This is a genomic window from Chitinophaga pollutisoli (genome assembly GCF_038396755.1).
Lineage (GTDB): Bacteria > Bacteroidota > Bacteroidia > Chitinophagales > Chitinophagaceae > Chitinophaga > Chitinophaga pollutisoli.
Genome location: NZ_CP149822.1, coordinates 2,278,069 through 2,304,875, shown reverse-complemented (window position 1 = coordinate 2,304,875; position 26,807 = coordinate 2,278,069). Strand labels below are relative to the sequence as shown.

Annotated in this window: 19 protein-coding genes and 1 pseudogene; 13 read left to right on the top strand and 7 right to left on the bottom strand. The window is 55.9% G+C overall.

The window, feature by feature from the left end; genetic code table 11:
• Positions 1-12: 12 nt before the first annotated feature.
• The 4 genes from zwf (at position 13) to WJU16_RS09325 (ending at position 4,827) form a co-directional block, all read left to right on the top strand.
• On the top strand, positions 13-1,584 hold the full coding sequence (gene zwf / locus WJU16_RS09340; RefSeq protein ID WP_341838051.1) for a glucose-6-phosphate dehydrogenase: 1,572 nt from the start codon (positions 13-15) through the stop codon (positions 1,582-1,584).
• Positions 1,524-2,249: a 6-phosphogluconolactonase gene (gene pgl / locus WJU16_RS09335; protein WP_341838050.1), complete on the top strand. Its 726-nt coding sequence runs from the start codon at positions 1,524-1,526 to the stop codon at positions 2,247-2,249. Before zwf ends, pgl begins: the two co-directional genes overlap by 61 nt.
• Before the next feature lie 79 nt (positions 2,250-2,328).
• Positions 2,329-2,943, top strand: a complete 615-nt coding sequence (locus tag WJU16_RS09330) for an NAD(P)H-dependent oxidoreductase (RefSeq protein ID WP_341838049.1) — start codon at positions 2,329-2,331, stop codon at positions 2,941-2,943.
• Positions 2,944-2,961: 18 nt separating this feature from the next.
• Positions 2,962-4,827, top strand: coding sequence for a monovalent cation:proton antiporter-2 (CPA2) family protein (locus tag WJU16_RS09325; RefSeq protein WP_341838048.1), 1,866 nt, complete (start codon positions 2,962-2,964; stop codon positions 4,825-4,827).
• On the opposite strand, the gene WJU16_RS09320 is transcribed toward WJU16_RS09325, so the two are convergent.
• From WJU16_RS09320 to WJU16_RS09310, 3 genes are read right to left on the bottom strand one after another with little or no spacing between them, the layout of a single operon-like run.
• Positions 4,824-8,003: a multidrug efflux RND transporter permease subunit gene (locus tag WJU16_RS09320; protein ID WP_341838047.1), complete on the bottom strand. Its 3,180-nt coding sequence runs from the start codon at positions 8,001-8,003 to the stop codon at positions 4,824-4,826. The genes WJU16_RS09325 and WJU16_RS09320 overlap by 4 nt on opposite strands.
• A gap of 8 nt (positions 8,004-8,011) precedes the next feature.
• The gene (locus WJU16_RS09315; protein ID WP_341838046.1) at positions 8,012-9,115 is read right to left on the bottom strand and encodes an efflux RND transporter periplasmic adaptor subunit; all 1,104 of its coding nucleotides are present in this window, start codon (positions 9,113-9,115) and stop codon (positions 8,012-8,014) included.
• A gap of 10 nt (positions 9,116-9,125) precedes the next feature.
• A complete protein-coding gene (locus tag WJU16_RS09310) occupies positions 9,126-10,451 on the bottom strand; it encodes a TolC family protein (protein WP_341838045.1) in 1,326 nt (441 codons plus the stop codon).
• 191 nt (positions 10,452-10,642) lie between these two features.
• Between WJU16_RS09310 and WJU16_RS09305 the strand changes: the two genes are divergently transcribed.
• The gene (locus WJU16_RS09305; RefSeq protein ID WP_341838044.1) at positions 10,643-11,455 is read left to right on the top strand and encodes an energy transducer TonB; all 813 of its coding nucleotides are present in this window, start codon (positions 10,643-10,645) and stop codon (positions 11,453-11,455) included.
• A gap of 109 nt (positions 11,456-11,564) precedes the next feature.
• Positions 11,565-12,722, top strand: a complete 1,158-nt coding sequence (locus WJU16_RS09300) for a TPR end-of-group domain-containing protein (RefSeq protein WP_341838043.1) — start codon at positions 11,565-11,567, stop codon at positions 12,720-12,722.
• Here the strand turns inward: WJU16_RS09300 and WJU16_RS09295 are convergent.
• Together WJU16_RS09295 and WJU16_RS09290 are read right to left on the bottom strand one after the other, a co-directional pair.
• Positions 12,688-13,280: pseudogene (locus WJU16_RS09295) on the bottom strand (DUF2306 domain-containing protein). The gene WJU16_RS09300 and the pseudogene WJU16_RS09295 overlap by 35 nt on opposite strands.
• Positions 13,281-13,333: 53 nt before the next feature.
• Entirely contained in the window at positions 13,334-14,050 is a 717-nt protein-coding gene (locus WJU16_RS09290; RefSeq protein WP_341838042.1) for a hypothetical protein, read from the bottom strand.
• Between the two features lie 38 nt (positions 14,051-14,088).
• Between WJU16_RS09290 and WJU16_RS09285 the strand changes: the two genes are divergently transcribed.
• The 7 genes from WJU16_RS09285 (at position 14,089) to WJU16_RS09255 (ending at position 24,600) form a co-directional block, all read left to right on the top strand.
• Positions 14,089-15,240 (top strand): glycoside hydrolase family 18 protein, encoded by a 1,152-nt coding sequence (locus WJU16_RS09285; protein WP_341838041.1) that lies wholly within the window; start codon positions 14,089-14,091, stop codon positions 15,238-15,240.
• Between the two features lie 45 nt (positions 15,241-15,285).
• Entirely contained in the window at positions 15,286-17,814 is a 2,529-nt protein-coding gene (locus tag WJU16_RS09280; RefSeq protein WP_341838040.1) for a family 20 glycosylhydrolase, read from the top strand.
• A 266-nt stretch (positions 17,815-18,080) separates the two neighbouring features.
• Positions 18,081-19,835 carry a hypothetical protein gene (locus WJU16_RS09275; protein ID WP_341838039.1) on the top strand — a complete coding sequence of 585 codons (1,755 nt, stop codon included), beginning with the start codon at positions 18,081-18,083 and terminating at the stop codon, positions 19,833-19,835.
• A gap of 94 nt (positions 19,836-19,929) precedes the next feature.
• Positions 19,930-20,835: a metallophosphoesterase gene (locus WJU16_RS09270; protein ID WP_341838038.1), complete on the top strand. Its 906-nt coding sequence runs from the start codon at positions 19,930-19,932 to the stop codon at positions 20,833-20,835.
• 72 nt (positions 20,836-20,907) lie between these two features.
• Positions 20,908-22,302, top strand: coding sequence for a sialate O-acetylesterase (locus tag WJU16_RS09265; protein WP_341838037.1), 1,395 nt, complete (start codon positions 20,908-20,910; stop codon positions 22,300-22,302).
• A gap of 82 nt (positions 22,303-22,384) precedes the next feature.
• Positions 22,385-24,238 (top strand): beta-glucosidase BglX, encoded by a 1,854-nt coding sequence (bglX, locus tag WJU16_RS09260; RefSeq protein WP_341838036.1) that lies wholly within the window; start codon positions 22,385-22,387, stop codon positions 24,236-24,238.
• On the top strand, positions 24,160-24,600 hold the full coding sequence (locus tag WJU16_RS09255; RefSeq protein WP_341838035.1) for a fibronectin type III-like domain-contianing protein: 441 nt from the start codon (positions 24,160-24,162) through the stop codon (positions 24,598-24,600). Before bglX ends, WJU16_RS09255 begins: the two co-directional genes overlap by 79 nt.
• Here the strand turns inward: WJU16_RS09255 and WJU16_RS09250 are convergent, their stop codons facing one another.
• Both WJU16_RS09250 and WJU16_RS09245 read right to left on the bottom strand, forming a co-directional pair.
• On the bottom strand, positions 24,601-25,665 hold the full coding sequence (locus WJU16_RS09250) for a response regulator (RefSeq protein WP_341838034.1): 1,065 nt from the start codon (positions 25,663-25,665) through the stop codon (positions 24,601-24,603).
• Positions 25,662-26,795, bottom strand: a complete 1,134-nt coding sequence (locus WJU16_RS09245) for a HAMP domain-containing sensor histidine kinase (RefSeq protein ID WP_341838033.1) — start codon at positions 26,793-26,795, stop codon at positions 25,662-25,664. The genes WJU16_RS09250 and WJU16_RS09245 overlap by 4 nt, the downstream gene beginning before the upstream one ends.
• Positions 26,796-26,807 lie beyond the last annotated feature (12 nt).

The window sequence follows — 26,807 nt, the reverse complement described above, 5'->3', positions numbered from 1 at the left end:
TTTTACTTTTTTATGCAACATCATAAGCGCCCCCCTGCTTCCATCCTCTTCATCTTCGGCGGCAGCGGCGACCTGAACTACCGGAAACTGACACCCGCGCTGTACAACCTTTTCCTCGACGAGTGGATGCCGGATCAGTTCGCCATCGTGGGCATCGGCCGTACGGAATACTCCGACGACAAATACCGCGGCCACCTGCAGGAAGGGCTGGATAAATTTTCGCGCCGCAAAGCGGAAAGCGAGAGCCATTACCAGGAATTCTTCCAGCACGTCAATTACCTGCAGCTGGATGCGGGCGACATCGCGTCGTACCAGCGGATCGCAGATTACGTTTGTAAGAAAGAAGAAGAATGGGGCGTGCATCCCAACGTGATCTTCTACCTCGCCGTGGCGCCCCAGCTGGTGCCGTCCATCGCACAGGAGCTGGGCACGCTCAATCTTTGCAAAGAGAAAAATACCACCCGCATCGTGATCGAAAAACCCTTCGGTCACGACCTCGAAAGCGCGCATGAGCTGAATGACCTGTTGACAGGGCTTTTCGCAGAAGAGCAGATCTTCCGCATCGACCATTACCTCGGTAAGGAAACCGTGCAGAACATCCTGGCGCTCCGCTTCGCCAACGCGCTTTTCGAACCGGTATGGAACCGCCATTACATCGACCACATCCAGATCACCGCCGCCGAAAGCGTGGGGCTGGAAGGCCGCGGCGGTTACTACGAGCATTCCGGCGCACTGCGCGACATGGTGCAGAATCACATTCTGCAGCTCATGTGCATGGTAGCCATGGAGGCGCCCGTTTCCTTCGACGCCAACGAGATCCGTAATAAGAAAGTAGACGTGCTCAACGCCATCCGCCCTATCCGGAAGGAAGACGTGCACGAATACGCCGTGCGTGGGCAATATGGCGCCGGCTGGATGAAAGGGAAGGAGATGACGGGGTACCGTGAGGAAAAGGGGGTGAACCCGCAGTCGGCGACCGAAACTTACGCCGCGGTAAAGTTCTTCATCGACAACTGGCGCTGGCAGGGCGTGCCGTTTTACGTGCGCACCGGCAAGCTGATGCACCAGAAATCCACCCACATCACTATCCAGTTCAAAGACGCGCCTACCTTCGCATTCCCTTCGGAAGCGGCGGAATCCTGGCGCAGCAACCGGCTCACGATCAGTATCCAGCCCGAAATGGACATCCGCATCCGCTTCCAGGCCAAACGCCCGGGGCAAACGATGAGCCTCGACCCGGTGAACATGACCTTCACTTACGACAACAGCGACGATCATACCCCCGAAGCGTATGAGACCCTGCTGCTCGATGTGATGGAAGGCGACGCCACGCTCTTCATGCGCGCCGACCAGGTGGAATCCGCCTGGAAGGTGATCATGCCCATCCTGGAAACCTGGGAGAACCGCCACCCGGTAGACTTCCCGAACTACGTTCCGGACTCCTGGGGCCCCGAAGACGCCGACGCCCTCATCGCCCGCGACGGCCACGCCTGGATCAATCTGCCACCGGAAAAAAATAAAGCATGGAATTACACATCGCCAATAATCCGCAACAGCTCAGTGAAAACCTGGCCGCGTTCCTGACACAGTACATCCAGGAAACGCTGCAGCAAAAGGAAATCTTCACCTTCGTGCTGTCCGGCGGCAACACCCCGAAAAGCCTGTACGCGCTGCTCGCCAAAGAGCCTTACGTGAACATGATCGAGTGGAACCGCGTACATTTCTTCTGGGGGGACGAGCGCGCCGTGCCTTTCGAAGACCCGCGCAACAACGCCCGCATGGCGTACGACGTGCTGCTCGACAAAGTGGGCGCCCTTCCCGAAAATATCCATGTGATGCGGACGGACATCGAGCCGGAAGCATCCGCGAAGGAATACGAAACCATCCTGCACAAATATTTCAAAGGAAAGGAGAACACCTTCGACCTGGTGCTCCTCGGCATGGGCGACGATGGCCATACGTTGTCGCTGTTCCCCGGCCTGCCGATCGTCCAGGAGAAGAAAGCCTGGGCGAAATCCTTTTGGCTGGAAGCGCAGGACATGTACCGCATCACCCTCACCGCTCCCGTTACCAACCTCGCTTCCTGCGTGGTGTTTATGGCTACGGGAGAAGGAAAGGCGCTGACGCTGAAAGCGGTGCTCGACGGCAATCCGGACCCCGACAAATATCCTTCCCAGCTCATCCGCCCCGAAAACGGCCAGTTGCACTGGTTCGTGGACGAAGCGGCGGCGGGAGCCCTGCAGATATAAGGATACCTTACTACTTGCGAATGTGCATTGGAGTGGAATAAAATCTTAACTTCAGTGCACATTTGTAATTTTTAGCCGTTTGAAAATTCTAATCCTGTTCGCCCATCCGGCATTCGAGCGCTCGCGCGTGCATGCCCGGCTCCTGAAGGCGGTGCGCACGCTGCCCGGCATAACGCTGCGCGATCTGTACGAAGAATATCCCGATTTCGACGTGTTGCCCAAACAGGAGCAGCCCATCCTCGAAAAGCACGACCTCATCATCCTGCAACATCCTTTTTATTGGTACAGCGGTCCGGCCCTCCTGAAACAATGGATGGACCTCGTGCTGGAACATGGCTGGGCGTATGGCAAAGACGGCGTTGCGCTGCAGGGGAAATACCTCATGCAGGTGATCTCCACCGGCGGCAATGCGCACGCATACACGGCCGGAGGGCACCACGGCCACGCGGTCTGCGACTTCCTGCTGCCTTACCGGCAAACGGCGGCGTTGTGCCATATGGATTACCTTCCGCCTTACATCGTTCCGGGTTCCGCGCATATCGCCGACGAAGACCTGGCGCGATATGCAGATGGCTTTGTTCAACTGCTGCAAGGGCTTTCTAATAACACGATCGATCTCAAGGCACTGATGCGCCAGCCCGAAGCCAATATGCTGACGGGCCTGCCGGGGCTTTTGCCGGCGCCTCCCCGCTGAACCCAGTAAATCCTACATATGTCGAACGAATCCTTCTTTTATCAGGCACTTGTGTATCTGGCTACGATGGTGGTGTTTGTGCCGCTGGCCAAAAAGCTGAATCTCGGTTCCGTGCTGGGTTACCTGCTCGGCGGGATCATCATCGGTCCTGCCCTGCTGGGGCTGATCGGGCAGAGCGGGCAGGATCTCATGCATTTCGCGGAGTTCGGCGTGGTGATGATGCTGTTTTTGATAGGCATGGAACTGGAGCCCTCCCTTTTATGGAAACTGCGCGCGCCCATCCTGGGGCTCGGCGGGTTGCAGGTAGTGGTGACGGCCATGCTGATCGGCGGGCTGGCCATGGCCTGCGGGCTGCCCTGGAACCAGGCGCTCGTGATCGGGATGATCCTGTCGCTTTCATCTACCGCCATCGTTTTGCAAATATTAACCGAAAAGGGACAAATGGGTTCCGCCGCCGGGCAGAGCGCATTTTCCGTATTGCTGTTCCAGGATATCGCGGTGATCCCCATGCTGGCGATCTTTCCGCTGCTGGCGCCCGCCGGCACAACGTTGACGGCCGAAGAAACCAGCTCGCTGATTGAGCACCAGCCGGCTTGGGTGAAAACGATCGTGGTGCTGGGAGCCGTGCTGGGGCTGGTGATAGGAGGGCGTTACATTGTGAAGCCGGTACTCCACATCGTGGCGCGCACCCGGCTGCGGGAGCTGTTTACCGCTTCGGCGTTGCTCCTGGTGGTTGGGATCGCCGTGCTGATGACGCTGGTGGGGCTGAGCCCGGCGCTGGGCGCTTTCCTGGGCGGCGTGCTGCTCGCCAACAGCGAATACCGGCATGAACTGGAAAGCGATATCGAACCGTTCAAGGGATTGCTGCTGGGTTTGTTCTTCATCGGCGTAGGCGCCACCATCAACTTCGATCTCATCGAAAATTCGCCGTGGATCGTTGCCGGCCTGGTGATTGGGATCATGATCGTGAAATTCATCGTGCTGGCGGGACTTGGCAAGCTCTTCCGGCTCAGCCGCGACCAGAACCTGCTGTTCTCCTTCGCGCTGCCGCAGGTAGGCGAATTCGCTTTTGTACTGTTTTCTTTCTCTGCCGGCGCGAAGCTGCTGCCGCAGCAGTTGGTGGATTTGATGATGGCCGTGGTCGCAATATCGATGGCGCTCACCCCATTGGTAATGCTCGCTTACGAAAAATGGATACAGCCGAAGTTTGAGGGGATGTCAAAAGAAAATGAACGGGAAGATGACAAGATCGATGAGCGTAACGCGGTGATCATCGCCGGGTTCGATCATTTCGGCACGGTGATCGGCCGCTTCCTGCGTGCCAGCGGCGTGCCGGCCACGGTGCTGGACCTGGATTCCGACAGGGTAGACCTCCTCCGCAAGATGGGCCTCAAAGTACATTACGGCGACGCTTCGCGGTTCGAAATGTTGAAGTCGGCCGGGGCGGAACAGGCTGCCATCATCGTGGTGGCCATGGCTACGCCGGAGAAGAACCTGGAAGTGGTGCAGGCCGTGAAGAAACATTTTCCGCACCTCCGCATGCTGGTGCGCGCCGTGGATAATGCCGACGCCTTCGACCTGATGAACGCGGGCGTACTCCATATTTACCGGGAAACCATCGATACCTCGTTGCGCCTGGGCACGGATGTGCTCGAAATGCTGGGGCGCAGAGCGTACCAGTCGCAACGCGCCGCGAGGATGTTCCGCCGGTTCGACGAAAAATCCCTCAAAGGCCTGGCCGCTTTCCGCGACGACAAGCAATACGTGAACGCGGCGAAAGAAAGAATAGAAGAATTGCAGAAAATCATACAGGCAGATGCCTATACGAACATGATGATCCGCGACACCGGGTGGGAGCGCGACAATGCCGAAGAAAGGAACTAATGATGCCCCGGCTGGTTGGCCGGATTGTCTTTCCCTTCTTCTTCCAGCTGCGCCAGCTTCTTCTTGCCATACGCCAGCCGCGTGATCAGCACGTACAATACCGGCACGGTGAAGATCCCCAGCAATGTAGCCGCCAGCATCCCCCCCACCACTGTAAACCCGATATTGGTGCGCGACGCCGCGCCCGCGCCCTGGGAAAATACCAGCGGCAACACGCCAAGAATAAACGCGAACGACGTCATGAGGATCGGCCGGAAACGAAGGGCCACGGCTTCCAGCGTAGCCTGGATCAACGGCATCCCCCTGTCTACACGCTCCTTGCAGAATTCAACGATCAGGATGGCATTCTTGGCGGACAAACCAATCAACGTTATAAGCCCGATCTGGCTATATACGCTATTGGCTTGCCCGGTAAGCCAAAGTGCAAGAATGCTTCCAAACAAGGCTACAGGGACGGCCAGGAGAACCGAAAATGGGACAGACCAACTTTCATATAAGGCAGTTAATAACAGGAATACGAAAAGGATGGACAACATAAAAATGAGGAAACTCTTGTTGCCCGCTTCGATTTCCTGGCGGGATATATTGGACCAGTCGTATCCGAAATTGGCGGGGAGCACTTCCGCAGAAACCTCTTCCATGGCCCGGATCGCGTCGCCGGAAGAAAATCCGGGGTTGCTCGTGCCGCTGATTTCCGCGGAGCGGTACAGGTTGAAGTGGTTGATGACGGGGGCGCCCGCACCCATCTTATAATTGATCAGCGTGCTCAGCGGCACCATCGTGCCGGATGCATTCCGGACATAATAGTATTGCAGCTGGCTGATGTTTTTACGGTAAGCGGTGTCGGCCTGCAGCACCACGCGGAAGCTCCTGCCGAAACGGGTGAAATCATTCACGTACATGCCGCCTAAAAACGTTTGCAGCGCGCTGAACACGTCATTCACGGCCACGCCCATCTGTTTACACCTTTCCCTGTCGACCTCCACATCGTATTCCGGCGTGGAAGCGCTGAAGAAAGCGTACGCCATTTGTATCTCCGGCCGCTTGTTCGCCGCGATCAACACGTTTTGCAGCACCCGCGCAAATTCGGTGATGTCGGTCCCGGAGCGCTGCTCCAAGACATACGAGAACCCGGAAGACGTGCCGAGCCCCCGCAGCGTAGGCGCCGGAATAACCAGCGCCGTGGCTTCCGTGATCTGGGCCAGCTTGCCCTGAATCCTGCCCAGCACCGTTTTCATGTTCTGCCCGTTGGCGTATCGTTCGTCCCAGGGCTTGAGGTTCACGAACCAGGTCGCGGAACTGGGTTTTACCGCGCCGCCGCCGATGAAGTTCATCCCTGTTACTGCCATGTAGTGCTGCACAGCAGGGTCTTCCGACAGGATATGGTTGACATGTTCGGCCAGTTGGCGGGTACGCATGGATGAAGATGCATCCGGCAGGTCAAGCGCCAGGAACATCGCGCCCATGTCTTCCTGCGGTACAAAAGTCGAGGGCACGCGCTTGAACAACAGGAAAGCCGCGCCAAACAGGATGCCCATCAATATCAAAACCAACGCGGTCTGCTTGATCGACCTGCGAACGCCATGGGTGTAGCTTTTCGTGAATTTATCGAACCAGGTGTTGAATTTGTAGTGCAGCTTACCCAGCCCTTTCGATTCTGGATTGAGGTTGGAAGGGCGCATCATCACTGCGCACAACGCCGGCGTAAGGCTGAGCGCCAGGAAAGCGGAGAGGATTACGGAAAAAGCGATCGTCAGTGCGAACTGCTGGTATAGCTTCCCGCTCACGCCGGGGATAAACGCCACGGGCACGAATACCGCCGCGAGGATCAGGCCGATGGCGATCACCGGCGCCGACACTTCTTCCATCGCCTTGAAAGTAGCATCGCGCGGGGTCATGCCATTGGCGTCGATATGATGCTGGACCGCTTCCACCACCACAATGGCGTCGTCCACCACAATCCCGATCGCCAATACAAAGCCGAACAACGTCAGCGTATTGATCGAAAAGCCCAGTAGCTGGAAGAAGATGAACGTTCCGATGAGCGACACCGGGATAACGAGGATGGGAATCAGCGTGGCGCGCCAGCTTTGCAGGAAGATGTACACCACGATCACCACAAGCAGCAGCGCTTCGATAAACGTCTGGATCACTTCGCTGATGGAAATCCGCACGAAGGAAACGGTTTCAAACGGCACCATCCAGTCGATGTCGTCGGGGAATGTTTTTTTCAGCTCCGCCATCCGCGCTTCCACGCGTTCGGCCACGTCGAGGGCGTTGGCGCCGGGTGTGAGGTAGATGCCCATCCCTGTACCGGTTTTGCCGTCGGCCTTTACGTCAATCGCGTAACTGAAGGATCCGAGCTCCTGCCGCGAAATGTCGGACAGGCGCACGAGGGAGCCGGTATTTGGATTGCTGGACACGATGATGTCGCCGAATTCTTCCGCAGTGAGCAGGCGGCCGCGCACTTTCACGGAATATTCGAAAGCCTGGTCTTTATTGGCGGGAGGCGCACCGATGATGCCTGCCGGCGCCTGGGTGTTCTGCTCCTGGATGGCGCCCGCCACCATGGCGGGCGTGAGGCCGAGGTTGGCCATCTTCTCCGGGTCCAGCCAAATGCGCATGGAGTAATCGTTGGAGAAGGCCTGCACGTCGCCCACGCCGTTCACACGAGAAATTTCTGGCTTCAGGTTGATATTGAGGTAGTTGTCGAGGAATGCTTTGGAGTGCGTGCCGTTCGGCGAAAGCAAGGCTACCACCATGAGCATGTCGTTCGAGCGCTTTTTGGTGGTGATGCCCACACGGCGCACGTCGTCAGGTACGCTGGGCGAGGCGATGCTCACGCGGTTTTGCACATCAAGGGTGGAAATGTCGGGATCGGTGCCGATTTCGAATGTGACGGTAATACTCATGGACCCGTCGTTCGCGCTGGCCGATTGCAGGTACATGGCGCCGGGGGTACCGTTTACCTGGTTCTCGATGGGCGTGGTCACCGTTTCTTCCACGGTGGTGGAGTTGGCCCCGATATAACTGGCGCTCACGGATACGGTTGGCGGCGCAATGTCGGGGAGCTGGGCCACCGGCAGATTGATCATGCAGATGAGGCCTACGATCACCATGATGATGGCAATCACGATCGTAGTATTCTTCCTTTCTATGAACGTTTTCGCAATCATGGTGCCTTTTATTTAACATTGACGGTATCGCCGGGGCGTATCTTCTGGAGGCCATCCGTAATCACCTTGTCGCCGGCCTGCAGGCCGCTGTTGATGATCTGCAGGCTGTCGAGCAGGGAACCTTTCTGCACAGGTTTCACTTCCACTACATTTCCAGGGCCGAGGGTGTAGACTTTCACTTCGCTCAGCAGTTCCATGATAGCTTTCGCGGGAATGGCCACCTGCTGTTCGCCGGTTTTGTAATGCATCTGCATCGTGGCGGTCATCCCCGATTTAAGCTGGCCTTTTTTGTTGGGAAACGTAAGCCGCACGCGGAGCGTGCCCGTACGGGGATCCACGGCGTTGTTCACCAGCAGGATTTTTCCCGGTTCGGGATATAATTCGCCGTTGGGGAAAGTGAGGAAATATTGATTTCCGCCATCGCGGCCGCTGACGTCTTTACGGAATTCGTTGTAACGGGTTTGGGGAATGTCGATATCGGCGAAGATGGGATCTTCGTTGACGAGCGTGTTGATAATGGTGGTACCTGCCGTCACCAGGTCACCGATGCGCAGCTGCGCGATGCCGATCTTTCCGGCGATGGGCGCGCGCAAAACGGCATGGCTGATGTCGGTTCCGGTACGGGCGCGCGTGGCGCGGGCTGCGGCGAGCATGGCTTCGGAAGTTTTTACCGCCGTTTCCGCCTGGTCAACCGTTTGTTTGGAAATCGCATCTTTTTTAAGCAGGTTGGAATACCGTTCATAATCGCGTTTCTTCAGCGCAAGGTCCGCCTCCGCCTGGATTACCGCCGCATTGGCTTCGTCGTATGCGGCCTGGCTGCGGCTCTTGTCTACCTCGTAAAGCGCCTGTCCTTTCGAAACGTTACTGCCGTCCTGCGCATGGATTTTCTGGAGGAAGCCGGTCACATCGGATTTGATATCGACCTGCACGTTGCCGGTTAACGAAGCGGGAAAGCTTTCGGTGACGGTGTAGCTGGCGGCCTTCACTTCGAAGACGGAGACGGTGGTTTTGGGCATGGCGCCCCCCGCCATCTGCTGCCGGGCTTGTTTGCCCTTGCAAGCCGCCGCCAGCAGTGGGATCAGCATGATATAAAGGTTCCGGTAAAGTTGCATAACAAGGAGTTTATTCCGCTTTTATTTTACCCATCGCCTGGTCGAGTTTCACTTTACTGATGAGGGTATTGATCAATGCATTGATGTAATCGTTTTGCGCTGTTTTCAGCTCGCTGTCAGCCGAGAGCACGTCGAGGCTCGTGGCCACGCCTTCTTCATACTTCAATACCACCCTGTCGTATATTCCCTGCGTAAGGGCCATATTCTTTTCCTGGGTATTGAGGGAGTTGAGGTTGTTGCGGTAGGAAGTCCACCCTTCCCGCACTTCCAGCTGGATTTGCTGGCCGAGATATTGTAAGTTGTTTTCGCTTTGCTGCAGGGTGAGGGCGAGCTGGCGGGCGGCGTAAATCCTTTCTGTTCCGGAGAAAATGGGCCAGGTAAGGCGGACGCCGAGAGCGGAAGTGCCGAAGCCGGTTTTATACAAATCGCCGAAGTTTTCGGAAAAATAGTTGAAACCGTAATTGACGAATGCGTTGAGGGTAGGAATGATCTGCAGTCTCTTGCTTTTGAGGCTGAGCCGGTCCAGCTCCACCTGCACGCGCTGCATGGCGTATTCGGGCCGGTCGAGGAAGCGGTAGTTAAGGCTATCGGGCATGTCGTCGGTAAACGAACGGATATTTTCCTTCACCGCAACCGGAGAATCGATGGGCATGCCCATCTGGAACTTGAGGACGTCGTAAGTGTAATCCAGCTGCCGCTGGAGATTGGCGCGCTGTGCTTCCACACTGTTGTAAGAGGTCTGGATACGATCCACATCGATGCGCTCGGCCACGCCTTCGTCGTACCGGGCGCGTGTATCCTTGAGGGTTTTACCGAACTGGGCGAGGTTGGTTTCCACCAGCCGGATGCTTTCCTGGCTGACAAGCACATTAAAATAAGCGACGCTAACCTGAACGCGGGTATCGATAGCGGCGCGCTCGTAATCGCGGACGGCCAGTTCGTCGTATACCCTGGCGGCTTTGAGGCCGAGGAAGTAGTCGCTGTTGATGAGGGTTTGTGTCACTTCGCCGGTGATCGCTGAGGAGAATTTGGTGCCGAATTGCACGGGGACTTTATTATTGGGGTCGCCCGTAAAGTCGGGGATGAGAGAGGTCTGGAGTTTCAGGTTATCGGTGAAATTACCGGTGATGTTGGCGTGCGGGAGCAGGTAGCCGCGGGTTTCACGGATCTTTTCTGTAGACATCTGCCGCGACAGCCGGGCGTTGACGACGTTGTTCTGGTTGCGGAGGGCATACTGCACGCATTCTTCCAGCGTGTATGCGGGGCCGGTCGCGCCTCCCTGCTGGGCATGGGTATTTCCGGCAACGGTTGTCAGCACAGCGGTCAAGCAGACCATCCGCCTTATTATGTTCGGGAAACAGCAACTCATACAAGGTATGTATCCGTTTAACAACAGCGGTTACGTTTGTAGAACAATCGTAACGTTAAAAGGTTCAATATGTTAAAAACGGCGCCGGGAATCGTTTATGGAAATAGTAAGGGCGGGGCATCTTCCTGTTAAACGTTATCGCCATGAATACCTCCCAAATGCCTAAACCAGACTTCCTCGACATTCTCTTCAATTCCCGCAATAAAGATTACGGCGCCTACGACCTCCGCCGCAAGTATGACCGCCGCGTCCGCAACGCCGTGGCTGGCATGGCGGGGATTGTCCTCCTCTGCATTGGTGCCTACACATGGGCTTCAAATTCCAAAGCCGCTGAAAATGTGGTGAAGCCCGTCATTTTCGAAGCGCCGGATATGATAGAGGTGCCTCCGGAAGAAAGGAAATTCACGCCCCCGCCGCCCCGCGCCGTGGAGCCCCCGCCGCAAACCGCTTCCGTAAAACATGTGACCGTTAAAGTAGTGGAAGATGATAAAGTGAACCCGGAGGATGAAATGAAAACGATGGACGAATTGAAGGACGTGGCCATCAGCACTAAAGACATTGCAGGCGAACCCGGCGGCGTGGATAACCCATTCGAAAGCGTGCCGGAAGGTACCAGGGTGATCGAAGTGCCGGAGGTGAAGAAGAAAGAGGATTTCCCCACTTTCGTGGAAATAATGCCGGAGTTCCCCGGAGGTGAAAAAGCTATGTACGCGTTTCTCAACGACCACATGCGCTACCCGCACATGGCGTCAGAATCCGGCATCGAAGGGACTGTTTTTGTAAAATTCGTCGTGAATGTAGACGGTTCCATCACCAATGTAGAAACAACCGGCAGAAAAGTGGGCGCGGGTTGCGAAGAAGAGGCGCTCCGCGTGATCCGGAAAATGCCGAAATGGAAAGCCGGCCGCCAGAACGGGCGTAATGTGGCCGTCTGGTTCAATGTTCCCATCCGTTTCAAACTGAACCAATGATCCTTTGAATGTTACCTGGTTTCCCCCGCGCAGCGGCGCTCCCGCCTCCGCCCGGGGGAAACCTTTTATATGGAATAACCGTATATTTGAAGCGGAAATTTCATCCCCTATGCGCCACATCCCCCTGATCGCCATCATATTATCCGCCGCAGCCTGCCAGCAAAACGGCGAAATCAAAACCGGATCGTCTAACAACTCCGCATATACGCTGACGGAAGGTTATCACCTGAACGAGGACAGCGTCCTGCTTTTCACTTCCAGGAAAGATCTTCCCGAAAATGAAGCCGACAGACTTTTTCGTCAGGCGATCGATGTGTACCGCAACCAGGAAAATCCCGCGGCTGCATTGCCGCTCTTTCGTCAATCCATCCTCAAAGCCCCCCGCGCAGCCGCTTTCTTCGAATATGGCAACGCCCTCTCTGAAATGGGTGACGGATCTGCCTCCATGCAAGCCAGACTCAGCGTGGAACAAGCGCTGCAAGCCTATCATATCGCCGACCTGCTGGGATATAAACCCGTTTCCAAATTACTATACAACACCGCCTGCCTGTACGCCAAATCCGGCAAGGAAGACAGCGCCTTCCATTACCTCGTGTCCGCCATCGAATTCGGCTATACAAATACGGCGCAGATCTACAAAGACAGCGACCTCGCCCCGCTGCGCGAAATCCGCTGGCGCTTTGACAACGAGATAACGGCAGCGCTCTCCGGCGCCAGCGATCCCGACCGCCTCCTCTGGAAACTCTTCTCCCACGAATTCCAGCCGCTGGAATTGCCCGTGGTGTTCGATACGAAATTCAGGGAAGACAAATCGTTCAGTAACGTTACCTACGATTTCGAGAAATTCATCCCCGAAATGCGGAACGCCAAATTCTCCCGCGACGTGGGCAGCGAATACTATTACATCGGGAGTGTACAATCCACGCCGCAATTCACCGTACTCACTTACGCCGTGCAGGATGTGATGATGGACGAAGGCGCGCCCTATTGCTATTACCTCGCCAGCTTCGACGCCAACGGCAAGCTGCTCGACAAAATGATCGTAGGCGGTCATCGCATCCTGGATGAGCCTTTCCGGGTGGGGAAGATCACAGGCAATGGCGAAGTGGAAGTGCGCAAATTCGCTGTGCGGTACGAAAAAGACCCCGCGCAGAACGGCTACGCCGAAAATAAAATGGAAGAAATGAATGAAGTGGGGGTGGAATATTTTGCCATCAGTCCGGAAGGCCGCTTCACGCCGAAATCCGTTCCGCTCGCCATGCGGTAAATACCCGTTTCCGGATGAGATACTCCGCCAGCAGGAGGTTCAACGTCCAGCTGAGCCAGGCGATCCAGATGTAAGCCGTGCGCGGAGCAATTTCCAGGCCGAGTGCGGCTATAACGAAAACATAAAACCGGAGCGTGACGGCAGACAGCGTGAGCGCATAACTGCGGGCCATCATGTCTGCATGCTTTTTCCAGTTTTTTTCCGGATATACCACATCGCCATCGCCGTGAAACCGATCCACCAAACGGCCAGCAGTATAAAGCTCACCTGCGCCCAGGCGCCCCCGTTCGCATAATATCCCATCACCAGCCCGCTGGGCCCGCTCAGCGCGATTACCGTTACCACATACACGTATCCCGCCACCCGGTGGACGCCCGGATGCCGCTGCAAAAGATAGCGGCTGAACTGGAACAATCCCGCCACCAGCACTGCCGTGCTCACGAACACATGCAGGTAAAAGCTCCATCGCCAATGGTGTATTTTGTACACCAGCTGTTTGGTGAAAAGGAATTCGATTTGCGGTTCGAAGGACGTGTACGGCAAACTCAGCAGCACCATCAGCCAGGATGCATAGAGGATAAGTATGGCGGCTGCCATTTGGAGGGCCAGCCTCATGGAACAAAATAAAAAGTGAAGCCCTCGCCCGTAATGCTGTCCTCGTCATATCCGTGGGGATTGGTCGAAGTATGCAGGATGAAACGGCCGGTTTTGTTGCCCTGGGGATCGTTCCGCAGCCAGTTGACCAGGAAAGTGTCCTTCGTTCTCGACCAGGTGCCGCGGAGGATTTCCATTTGTCCGGTGGAAATACTGTCGTTGGGATAGTACTCCAGCCGGCATGAACCGTCTATTAGGAACGAAATGCTGCCGGAGTCGCTGGCCATGAAAACTTCGCCTTGCGCGTTGTCGATTCTTTTGAGGGAGAATTTTTTGGAAGAGGCGGAATCCTTGTGCAGCGGGGCCCATATTCCTTCCATGGTTTTCATGTCTTGAGAAAGCCGGACGCTGAAAACGCCGTCGTAGGGATGGTCGCCGGGTTCCTCCAGGCGGAGGCGCCACACATCGCCGTCCTGCGTCATCTCGCCATGTAGGTTGCGCCGCAGGCCTTTGTGCGTATTGTATCCCGCAACGTTTTTGCCGCGGGCGAAATTGATGCTGATGTAAATGGGACTCCCGCCGAAATCGCCGGTAAATACGCCTTTAGGGTCGTTGGACGGCAAAGCCTGGTGGATGATATGGACTTTCCCCGAATCGGCAGGGGTGGATTTGCCGCCGGAGTTGCAGGCGGTTGCCGCGATGCCCGCCAGTAGCAGGGAGCAGATGTATTTCAAAGGGTTGAATTTAGATCGTAAATATACTATTTTTAAACATGCGTCTATTCTCCAAGCCAATGCGCGCCGCCATCCCGGCGCTGCTCCTCATCGCCGGTGCTGCCGCAGCATTCTCCGCCGCGCGCCCTCCACGTTCAAAACCCGTCGTGATCGCCTATGTAGGCGGATTCCGGGGGCTGATCACAGATCCGGAATCCATCTTGGTGGAAAAAATCACGCACATCAACTACGCTTTCGTGGATGTGCAGCACGGTCAGGCCTGGCTCACCAACCTCGCCACAGACACCGTCAACTTCCGGAAGCTCAACGCCCTCAAATCCCGCAATCCCGACCTCAAAATCCTCATCTCCATCGGCGGATGGGCATGGAGCGAAAACTTCTCCGATGCCGTGCTCACCGAAGCCGGGCGCAAACTGTTCGCCCACACCTCGGTGGATATTATCCGCAAATACCAGCTCGACGGCGTGGATATCGACTGGGAATATCCCGGCATCCCCGGGGAAGAGGGCAACGTGTACCGGCCGGAAGACAAGCAAAATTTCACGCTGATGTTCGCCGCCCTCCGCGCTTCGCTCGATACGCTGGAGAAAGAAACCGGCCGCAAATACCTGCTCACCTCGGCCGTAGGCGGCAGCAAAAGCTTCGTGGACAATACGGAAATGGCCAAAGCCGCGCAGTACCAGGATTTCATCAACATCATGTCGTACGATTACAAAACCAATCCCAACGGCATCTCCGGCCATCATACCAACCTTTTCGGTTCCACGGATAACCCGGAAGAATCTTCGGCCCACCGTTCCATCGGGCTTTTCCTCGCGGCGGGCGTACCGGCCGAAAAGATCGTGATGGGCATCGCGTTTTACGGCCGCGGTTGGAAAGTGGCCAGCGATACCGCCCGCGGGCTCAACCGCGCCGCAATCGGCGGGTACCGGGGCGGGGGATATTCTTTCATCAAAGACAGCCTGCCCGCCAAAGGATTTGAACGCCATTGGGATAAACGCGCCAAAGCGCCTTATCTTTGGCATCCCGGCCAGCGCGTCTTTATTTCTTACGACGATGAAGCATCCGTCAAGGAAAAATGCCGCTACGTCCATGCCAACAAACTCGGCGGCGTCATGTTCTGGGAATATTCCAGCGATCCGAAAGGCTATCTGCTGGATGCGATCCATAAAAATCTCCATAAAAAATAAGCACACCGCAGGGCAGGCGATGCCACCCGCGGAAATCCTGATGATATGCGAAACAGACTTACCATTTTATGCCTTTTACTCTCCTGCTGCGCCCTGGCGCAATCGCCGGCATTCCCCGCAAGGGGATTGCAAATGCGTTGGGAAGTAGTGGAAAACGGCTACCAGGGCAAGGCGCAGACCTTGTCGACCTTCACGCTCGTCAATCGTTCGAAGCAGGCGTTGCCCGCCAAAGGCTGGACGATCTACTACAACTTCATCCGCATGGTGTCGCCCGGTGAGGTAGCGCCTGGGATTGAAGCGGCGCACATCAACGGCGACCTGTTCCGGTTGAAGCCAGTGGCTGGTTTCGGAGGATTGAAGCCGGGAGATTCGCTCAAAATCAACATCGTGTCCGTTGCCTGGGTGACGCATTTTACCGACGCGCCCGCCGGCCCCTATATCGTTTGGGACAGCGAGCCCTCGAAAGGCCATGCCATTGAATTCGCGGTAACGCCTTCCACAACGGAGAAACAGCTGCGCCGCACCGCGAAGGATACTAAAGTGCAAACCACGCCCGAAGACGTATATCGCCGCAACGAAGCGCTGTCGCTTTTGCCCGCCGGCCAGCTCCCCCGCATCCTGCCCACGCCGGCGGTGATCCGTGAGGGCGGCGCCACGGTAGTGCTCGACCCGAAAAACGGGATCGTATACGAACCGGTGTTCCGCGCGGAAGCCGATTACCTGTCGTTGCTGATGGCGAAGGTATTCGGGAAACCGGTGCTCACCGCGCAGGGAACCACCGGCAAAGCCGCGGTGCGCCTCGTGAAAGACGCTTCCATCACCGGAAAAGAGGCTTATAAACTGCAGGTGCAGGAAGATGGCATTACCATTTTCGCCTCCACCAATGCCGGCATATTTTACGGTATCCAGTCGCTCCGCCAGCTGCTGCCGCTCACGGCCAAAGGCACGGCAACGCTACCCGCGGTGCAGGTAGAAGATGCGCCCCGCTTCGCTTTCCGCTCTTTCAGCCTCGACGTGGCGCGTAACTTCCACTCCAAAGCGCAGGTGCTGCGGATGTTGGATGTGATGTCCGTTTATAAAGTGAACACCCTTCACCTCCATATGAGCGACGACGAAGGCTGGCGCGTGGAAATCGCGGGATTGCCGGAACTGACGCAGATAGGTGGCCGCCGCGCGCATACGCTGGATGAAATGGAAAGTCTTCAACCCGCGTATGGCTCCGGCCCGGATGCGGGCAATGCCGCCGGTACGGGCTGGTACACCCGCGCGGATTACATTGAAATCCTCCGCTATGCGAAAGCCCGGCATATTAAAGTGATCCCCGAAGTGGAGATGCCCGGCCACGGGCGCGCGGCCATCAAAGCCATGGAGGCCCGCGCGGCTAAGCTCGCCAAAGCCGGCGATCCCAACGCCAACGCATACCGCCTCAGCGACCCGGACGACAAAAGCCAATACCGCTCCGTGCAGGAATGGAAAGATAATGTCATGAATCCCGCCCTTCCATCCACCTACAAATTCATTGAAAAAGTAACCACCGAACTGGCGGCGATGCATGCGGAAGCCGGCGCTCCCCTCGATATCATCCACATGGGCGGCGACGAAACACCCGGCGGCGTATGGGAAAAATCCCCCGCCTGCCAAAAGCTCCTGGCCGAAAGCGCCGAACTGAACCATGTAGACGATCTCTGGATTTATTTCTACGACAAGGTGGCCCAGATCGTTAATAAACAGGGCATGCAGCTGTATGGATGGGAAGAAGCCGGCATGCGCCGCACCCAGCTCGACGGCAACAACGTCATGATCGTTAACCCCGTGTTCGGCAACCGCAATTTCCAGCTGGACGTATGGAATAACGTGATGGGCGGCGGGATGGAAGATCTCAGCTACCGGCTGGCCAACGGCGGGTACAAAGTGGTGTTGTCAGGCGTGGCGAATTATTACTTCGATATGGCCTACCAGCGTGATTATGATGAACCCGGCTTTTACTGGGGCGGTTATGTGGATCTCGATAAACCCTTCTACTTCATTCCCCTCGACCTGTATAAAAACGCCAAAGAAGACGATGCGGGCAACCCGCTGCCGGCTTCCATATTTGTCGGGAAAGACCGGCTGACGGCATACGGCGCTTCCAATATCGTGGGGATCCAGAGCGCGCTGTGGAGCGAAACAGTGAAATCCCCCGAGCGCCTGGAGTATATGGTGCTGCCCAAACTCCTGGGCATGGCGGAACGCGCCTGGGCGCCCGACCCCGCCTGGACCAAAGACCTCGCCGGGTACAACGAAGCGTGGAACAAATTCGCCAATGTGGTGGGCCAGCGCGAAATTCCACGGCTCGCCACCCTCAACGGCGGTTATAACTACCGTATCCCCACGGCCGGCGTGAAAAGCGAAAACGGAAAAGTTTTGGCCAACGTGCAACTTCCCGGACTGATCATTCGTTATACAACCGACGGAAAGGAGCCTTCCGCCAAAAGCCCCGCCTACGGCGGGCCGCTTGAAGCGAAAGGAACACTCCGGTTCAGGGTGTTCGACCAGGCAGGCCGGGGAGGTAGAACCGTGACGGTACAATATTGATATTTAATCATATACTTTCTGTGAAGGAAGGGTACCGGATGGATCGGTGCCCTTCCTTTTTTTAGTGCCGCCGTACATATTGGTTAAAAATTTGTATTGTTGTTCCGGATCAAAAGCAATCATTGAAGCGGTTGGGAAAAATAAATCTATTAGCTGTCCTTAGCTGTTACCTGTTGTTATGTTGCATTCCGCAAAGCGCCATTGCGCAGACGGATACCATCCCGGCCGTCTATAAGAAACGCTGGTTTTCAAAATTCAACGAATACGTGGATTCTTTGAAAAGCAGCCGGTTCCGGGATTCCGTTCTGAAAGACATCTCCCGGCACGATGCTCCGCCGCCCGTAGTGGAGGATACCCGGATGACAAGGTCTGAGCAAGGATTTCTGCCGCATACCGGCCGAACGGTCCGCCGTATCCACTTTCGGAAGGTAAAAGTGTTCGGTCCCCGCAACATCAACGACACGGCTTTTACCACCAGCATGAAGCTCATCCATCTCGCCAATAAGCTGCATTTCGATTCGCAGGAGTGGGCCATCCGGCAGATGTTGTTTTTCCGGAACGGCGATACCGTGAACGCCTATGCCTTCGCCGACAACGAACGTTATCTCCGTAACCGCCCCTTCCTCCAGGACGCCCGCATCATCACCCTCGAAACCGCCAGTCAGGACACGGTCGACGTGCTGGTGATCACCAAAGACGTGTTCGAATACGGCTTTGATCTGCGCGAGCTGGCGCCCAGCGGCGTAGGGGCGAAAATCTCCAACGACAACCTGTTTGGCGCCGCGCAGGGCGTTCAGTTCGGATTCAGGTGGAAGAGCAGTTACTCCCGGCCCTGGGGTACCGAAGCCCGTTATACGAAATACAACCTCCTGGGCAGTTTTATCGATGTCTCGGTCGGTTATACCCATCTCAACACCAATTCGCAGCTCGATACCGGCGTTTACGAAGGATCGTATTTCATCAAGATCGAACGGCCGCTGTACCGGACATCCGCCAAGATCACCGGCGGGCTGTCGCTCGCCAGGAATTTCAGCATCCGCGTCTGGGGCGAGCCGGATTCGCTCTGGCGGGAATATTCGTATAAACTGGTGGACGTATGGACGGGGTACAACTTCCGCAACCGGTTCGGGTCCGACGGGCATTTCGACAACAAACCCAATATCGCGCTGCTGTTCAGGTACAATAACATTGCTTTCGATAAGAGCCCGGTCCAGGATAAATATATCGGGGACCCCTTGTACAACGACCGCCATTATTATCTCGGGCAGATTGCCGTTTTCAAGCAGGACTTCTTTAAAAGCCAGCGGTTTTTCGGTTTCGGGCGAACGGAGGATATTCCCTATGGTTATTCCGCCGCGCTTTCTGTTGGGCGGGAGAACTGGATGGACCGGAAGCGGTTGTACACCGGCATCGAAGGACAGAAATACTGGCCTACGCTGCACAACGGTCTGTTAAGCGTGAAGGCGGGCGTGGGCGGCTTCTGGCAGGGAAGCACTTCCGAAGACCTCGTGATCCATACGAACGTGAGTTATTTCAGCAGGTTGATGACTTTGGGGAAGAAATGGAACTGGCGGGAATTCATCTACCTCGATTATCTCGGCAGCCCCAATAACTATTTTTATCGCCCGCTGAGCCTCAACCGCGACTTCGGGACTGGGTTCTGGGGATGGAGGAGAACAAAGATCAATGGCTATCACCGGTTGCTGATGCGGTCGGAGAGTGTGTTGTACAGTCCCTGGAAGGTATATGGATTCAAGTTTAATTTCATCGGTACAATCGAAGCCGGACAAGTTTCCTACCACAACAATTACCTGTTGAAAAACCCGGTGTATACGGGATTGGGGCTGGCGGTAAGGGTGAAGAATGAAAACCTTTCGCTTAATACCCTGCAATTGAGCGCGGCGTATTATCCGCGTAAAACCCCCGGCATCGGGAATCTCTTTTTCGAAATTACGACTGTTGTCGACTTCCGGTTTGATATCTATGGTTTGAAGGCGCCTGCCTTCCTCCGGTTCCAGTAAATTCTTTCCGCTCATCCCATTATCTGCAAAATGGTAACGTTTGCTTATTGTTTATTCATACTAAACAAATGTATATTTGTTGCAAACGCGGACTATGAACAGACAAGACTTTTTATCCAGCATAGGATTGCTGGCGGGAGGCTCCCTGGCAGGTAACCTCCTCACCGGTGAAGGAACGGAAGCGACAGCTAAAAAAGTGAAGCCCGTCCTCACCGTGGCACACATCACCGATGTGCACATCCGGGAGGGCGACGATGCGCCGGCCCGTTTCAAAAAAGTGCTCCGGAACATTGTGGACCAGCACAAGCCGGACTTTTTCCTCAACACCGGCGATTCCATCCACGACGCTTCCTACGACAACGTGGTGCGCCAGCAGGTAACGGATCAGTGGGCGTTGTGGGATGCATGTGTGAAATCCATCAGCGGGTATGAAATGCACTCCTGCCTCGGCAACCATGATATGTGGTGGAAAGCGCCGTCAAAGGAAGATGAGATGTATGGCAAGGATTACGTGGTGAAAAGATTGGGTACGCCCCATCGCTATTATACCATCCAGAAACAGAACTGGCATTTCTTCATGCTGGATGGCAACAACAAAGGCATTTCGCTCGACGAAGAACAGTTCAGCTGGCTGAAAAGTAAACTGGAAGCCATTCCTGAAGGCGAATTCGCGGTGATGACCTCCCATTATCCGATCCTTGGCACCACACAAGTGCTCGAAGGCGGCGGGCACTCCGATTGCAAAGCGCTGAAAAACCTCTTCTTCAAAACCAACCGCGTCCGACTCTGCCTCAGCGGGCACAATCACCTGTCCGACAATACCATATACAACAATATTACCTACGCCTGCAACGGCGCTATGAGTGGATTCTGGTGGGGGAAGGGAGACAAGGACTCCGCAGGGCCGTACTTCTACCAGGAAACCCCACCCGGATATGCCATCCTGAAACTGTATAAAGACGGTACGCTGGAGAATAAATATTATCCGCACGGATTATAACCGCGTAATAAATCGGCAAGCATAAATAGCAAGGTTTTATTATTTTAACGGGATCAAAACCCTTGTCTATTTATGCTTCGCTATTTAATGATGGCCGTGCTGGCCGGTTTCCACGTTGCTGCCAGCGCACAGATCCGCCTGCCGGACGTGCTTTCCGATAATATGGTCCTCCAGCGCAACGATTCCGCCCTCTTGTGGGGTTGGGCAGCGCCCGGGGAAAAGATCCGAATCAAAGCTTCCTGGAAATCCACCCCGGATTCCGCCGTGGCAACCGGTAATTCCATCTGGAAAGTAAAGATCAGGACCCCCGAAGGCGGCGGCCCTTACACGATCTCCCTCCGCGGCCGCAACACGATCGAGCTGAAAAATATCCTCATCGGGGAAGTATGGATCTGCAGCGGCCAGTCCAATATGGAATGGAGCGGCAACCACGGCCTGCCGGATATCAAAGCCGAACTGGCCACCTGCGCCGACGATCAGCTCCGCTTCTTCCAGGTCCCGAAAATCACTTCCGACCACCCGCAGGACGATGTACCCGGCGTGTGGACCGCCTGCGATTCCAATACCCTCAAGCCTTTCAGCGCCGTGGCGTATTACTTCGGAAAAGAGCTCCGCAAAAAGCTGGGCGTTCCCGTGGCGCTCATCAACTCCAGCTGGGGCGGAACGCCTGCTGAGGTGTGGACGCCGGCCGAGCTGGTGACGGGCGCTCCCGCACTGGCGGCTGCCGCGGCGAAACAGGGCGTGGCCAATTACCGTCCGCACGAGCCCGGGAAAACCTATAACGCCATGATCGCGCCGCTGACCAATTTCCGGATCGCAGGGGCCATCTGGTACCAGGGCGAAAGCAATGCCCACACGGCGAATACCTACCAGCCGTTGATGGAAACCCTGATCGGTTCGTGGCGCAAGGCATGGAACATTGATTTTCCGTTTTATTATGTGCAAATCGCGCCTTTCAAACACGGGCCCGGCACCCTGCGGGGATCACTGCTGCGGGAATCGCAATCCCAAACGCTGTCGTTCCCCAAAACAGGCATGGCTGTTATCACGGATTTGGTGGACGATACCACCAATATCCACCCCATCAACAAGCACGACGTAGGCCTGCGCCTGGCGAAAATCGCGCTGGGCGACCATTACGGCAAAAAGGAAGGCGAATTCCGCAGCCCTGCGTACGACAGAATGGAGAAAAAGAACAACCAGATCGTCCTCCATTTCAAACATGCCGCAAACGGACTGGAGCTGAAGAACGGAAAGGCGAAGGAATGGTACATCGCCGGGGCCGACCGCAAGTTCGTGCCTGCCGACGTGAAGGTGAAAGGCAATACCGTAACGGTTTCTGCGAAAGGGATCGCGGAGCCGGAAGCAGTACGGTTTTCATTTAACAACGCTGCCATCGGCAACATTTTCAGTAAAGAAGGCTTGCCCGTGGATCCATTCCGGACCGACAGCTGGCCCGAACAATAATCAGCCGTAAGGCGGCGGCCCTGCACCGCAATGAACAAAGCAGGAAACGCGGCGTTGATTATGCATATCAACGCCGTTTTTTATGAAACGCATCCTCGTATTGTTCCTGCTGTTCGGCAGCGCAGCCCAGGCGCAGCAGCAACGCTTCCTGACAGGTTTGCTCCAAAAAATGACCCTCGACGAGAAAATCGGCCAGCTGAACCTGCTTACCAGCGATATGGATGTAACCGGTCCATTCATGAAGGAAAATTACAAACAGGATATCCTCAGCGGCGCGTGCGGTGCGATCTTCAACGCATACACGCCGCAGTATACCCGCATGCTGCAGAATATGGCGATGAAGACACGTCTCAAAATCCCGCTGCTCTTCGGTTACGACGTGGTGCACGGGCATAAAACCATCTTCCCCATTCCCCTCGGCGAAGCCTGTACCTGGGATATGGTGCTAATGGAGAAAACGGCGCGCATCGCCGCGGAGGAAGCCAGCGCCGACGGCCTCCACTGGACATACTCCCCGATGGTGGATGTTGCCCGTGACCCGCGCTGGGGGCGCGTTGCGGAAGGTGTGGGAGAAGATACCTGGTTTGGCGAACAGGTGGCGAAGGCGAAAGTGCGCGGCTACCAGGGCAGCGATCTTTCCGCGGACAATACCATCCTCGCCTGCGTGAAACACTTCGCGCTGTATGGCGCGATTGAAGCAGGGCGCGATTACAACACGGTAGACATGAGCCGCCGGCAGATGTACCAGTTCTACCTTCCTCCATACAAAGCCGCCGTGGATGCGGGCGTGGCTTCGGTTATGACGTCGTTTAATGAAGTGGATGGGATTCCTGCAACGGGGAACCACTGGCTGCTGACCGATCTGCTGCGGAAGGAGTGGGGCTTCAAAGGATTTGTGGTAACGGATTACACGTCCATCAACGAAATGATTCCCCATGGCATCGTGAAAAACGAATACGAAGCGGCGGAGCTGGCGCTCAAAGCCGGTGTGGATATGGATATGCAGGGAAGTGTATATGCCACGCAGTTGAAAAAGCTGGTGGAAGCAAAGAAAATCCCCGTGAAACTGATTGATGAGGCCGTCATGCGCATCCTGGAAGCGAAATACAAACTCGGCCTGTTCGACGATCCTTACCGATACTGTGATACCCAGCGCGCGGCCCGTGTCATCATGAATCCTGAATACCTGCAAATAGCGCGGGAAACAGCGCAGAAGAGTATGGTACTGCTGAAGAATGATGGCGTTTTACCCCTCAGAAAGGAACAGAAAGTAGCGCTGATCGGCCCGCTGGGCGATGCGCAGCGTGATATGATCGGGAACTGGTCGGCCGCGGGGGATTATAAGAAATCCGTCACGCTGTTACAGGGATTGAAGGAGGCAGGCGTACAAGTCACTTATGCGCAGGGTGCGCGAATCACGGATGATGCGGCGTTGATGGGAAAACTCGGATTACAGGCCGGTGATGCGGATGCATTATTGAACGCTGCCCTGGAAACGGCACGCGATGCGGATGTGGTGGTACTGGCGCTGGGGGAATCGCAGGGCATGAGCGGCGAAGCCGCCAGCAGATCGGATATCGGTATCCCGGATGCGCAGAGAAGGTTGATGGAGGCCGTGGTGAAGACGGGCAAACCTATCGTGCTGGCGCTCTTCAACGGCCGCCCCATGACCCTGGAATGGGAAAACACCCACGTTCCCGCGATCCTCGAAACCTGGTTCGGCGGCACGCAGGCCGGGCATGCCATCGCGGATGTGCTCCTCGGAAAATACAATCCCTCCGGTAGGCTCACAATGACTTCCCCCGGAATGCGGGCCAGATCCCCATCTACTACAACCGCAAAAACACCGGTCGCCCCATGGATGCCAATAACAAATACACCTCCAAATACCTCGATGTCCCCAACGATCCGCTGTTCCCCTTCGGCTTCGGATTAAGCTACACGACGTTCGCATATGGCCCCGTGCAGCTGAATGCCGCATCCATGGCCATGAATGGTATGATCCGCGCTACCGTCACCATCACCAATACCGGCAACTACGACGGCCACGAAACGGTGCAGCTCTACCTCCGCGACGTCACCGCAAGCGTGAACCGCCCATTGCAGGAACTGCGCGGGTTCAAAAAAATCTTTCTGCGCAAAGGGGAAAAGCAGGAGGTGAACTTCCTTATCTCCACCGCCGACCTCAAATTTTACGACCGCAATATGCAATACGTAGCCGAACCCGGCGAATTCCGGGTGCAGATCGGCCCCAACAGCCGCGATGTACAGGAGGTGGCTTTTGAGCTGAATCCTTGATCAGTACAGTAACTTACGCAGCAGCTCGGGCTGCACGATCCGGATGCGCGTGCCCTGCATCTCGATCAGCTTTTCCGATTTGAAATCGCTGAGCGTGCGGATGAGCGATTCCGTAGCCGTACCCACAAACCGGGCGATATCGTCCCGCGATAGCTCAATGAGCGCATCGGGCTGCTGCTCCAGGTGCAGCTTGTCGTGGATCGCCAGCAGGCCGTTGGCTACGCGCTTGCGAAGCGAATCGTAAGCCAGTTGCAGCAACCGGTCTTCCTTTTCCTTCACTTCCATAGCGATGCGCTTGATGAAAGTGCGCGCCACGCTGATGTCGTTCAGCAATTGTTCCAGGAACACTTCTTTGGGGATTTGCACAAGTTCCGTCTGGTCGAGGGCTTCGGCGTTTTCTTCGTACACATGATCTTCCAGCAGCGGCACATATCCGAAGTAATCGCCGGTGCCGAAGAGGTTGGTGATGTATTCCTTGCCGTCGTCGTTCAGCCGGAAAGCTTTCACCTTGCCGCTTTTCACATAATAGAGGAATTGCGGGTGCTTGCCTTCGCGGTAAACGGATTGCTTCTTGGCATAAGGCACCACGTCGAAGCTGTCGAGATCGAGCTGGAGGAGGCCGGAGGCTTGCCAGTCCTGGAGCATGGAACCGATGGATTGGGTCCGGGCGGCGGCGAATTTTTCCTGGAGGAACTGCTGTTTCTTCAACCGGGTTTCGATGGCTGTGAGCAGTTCCACATCTTCGAAAGGTTTGGTGATATAGTCGTCGGCGCCCATATCCATGCCTTTGCGCCAGTCGCTCCGGTCGGTTTTGGCGGTTACGAAGATGAAGGGGATGTGCTCGGTTTCGGGGTATTTGCGGAGCATGTGCAATACGCCGTAGCCGTCGAGCTCGGGCATCATGATGTCGCAGATGATGAGGTCGGGGCGATGTTCGCGTGCCATTTCGATGGCCTGCTTGCCGTTTTCGGCTTCAAGGGCCCTGTATCCTGCGAGCGTCAGGATTTCCGCTACGTTTTCCCGTATGCCGGGGTGATCGTCTACTACCAGGATCGTCGCTATCATGTTGAAGGAAGGTTTGGAAAATTGATGGAAATGGTGGTGCCTTTGTTGAGTTCGCTTTCCACGCCGATTTCGCCGTGCAGCATGTCTACATACCTTTTCACGATATGCAGCCCCAGCCCGGTGCCCTGAATATTGGTTACGTTGCGGGCGCGGAAGAAACTGCTGAACAGGTACGCTTTATCTTCTTCGGGGATCCCCATGCCCTGGTCCGCCACTTCGGCCAGTATCCGCCCGTCTTCTTCCCGCAGCTTCCACCCGATGGGCGTGCCCGCCGGCGAAAACTTGATGGCGTTGGTGAGGAGATTCACGAAAATATGTTTCATCAAACGCTTGTCGGATATCACTTTCAAATCTTCCTGCACATCGGGTTGCAGGATCTGCCCCGGTTTCAGCAAGCCCTGGACCTCATCCGCCGTTTCCTGGGCAAAGGCCGACAACGAAATGGTTTCCGGGTGGATCTGCACTTTTCCTTCCTCGATACGGCCCAGCGACAGCGTATCTTCCAGCAGTTCGTTCAGGTGGATGACCGACTCGCGGATCTTTCCCACGTGTTTTTCCCTGCGCGGCTGATCGTCGGTATTCGGGTATTTGGCGATGAGCGCGGCGGAGGAAAGGATGGCGCTCAGCGGTGTGCGGAACTCGTGCGAAGCCATCGACACGAACCTGGATTTGATCTCGTTGAGTTCCTTTTCCTTCTCCAATGCGTCTTTCAATTCCGCCTGTGAAGCAGCCAGGTGCGACAGCGCAAGTTCCAGGTTGGCGGTTCTTTTCTCTACTTCCTTTTCCAGCGCCTGGTTCAATTCCTGCATGGTGCGGTACAGCCGTTTGAGAAACAGCACCAGCATGGTGGAACTGATCACGAGGATGAGCGAAAAGAAGTGCTCGATGAATACTTCCGCCAGGTTGGGATTTTTATGGGGCAGGCAGGCAATCACGACCACCAGCACCGTACAGGCGATGCCCATGATCCGCGTAGGCGCGTCCTTCTTGATGAAGATGGTAAGCAGGATGGCCGTGATAAGCCCCCCGTCGAAGAAGTTGTAGTCTGGCCGCCAGACCAGCAGGCACGCGGTCACCAGCATGATGAAGATCGAGATGATGAACGTCTGCCGTTGGCCGAAATGGAACATATTGGTCATTTA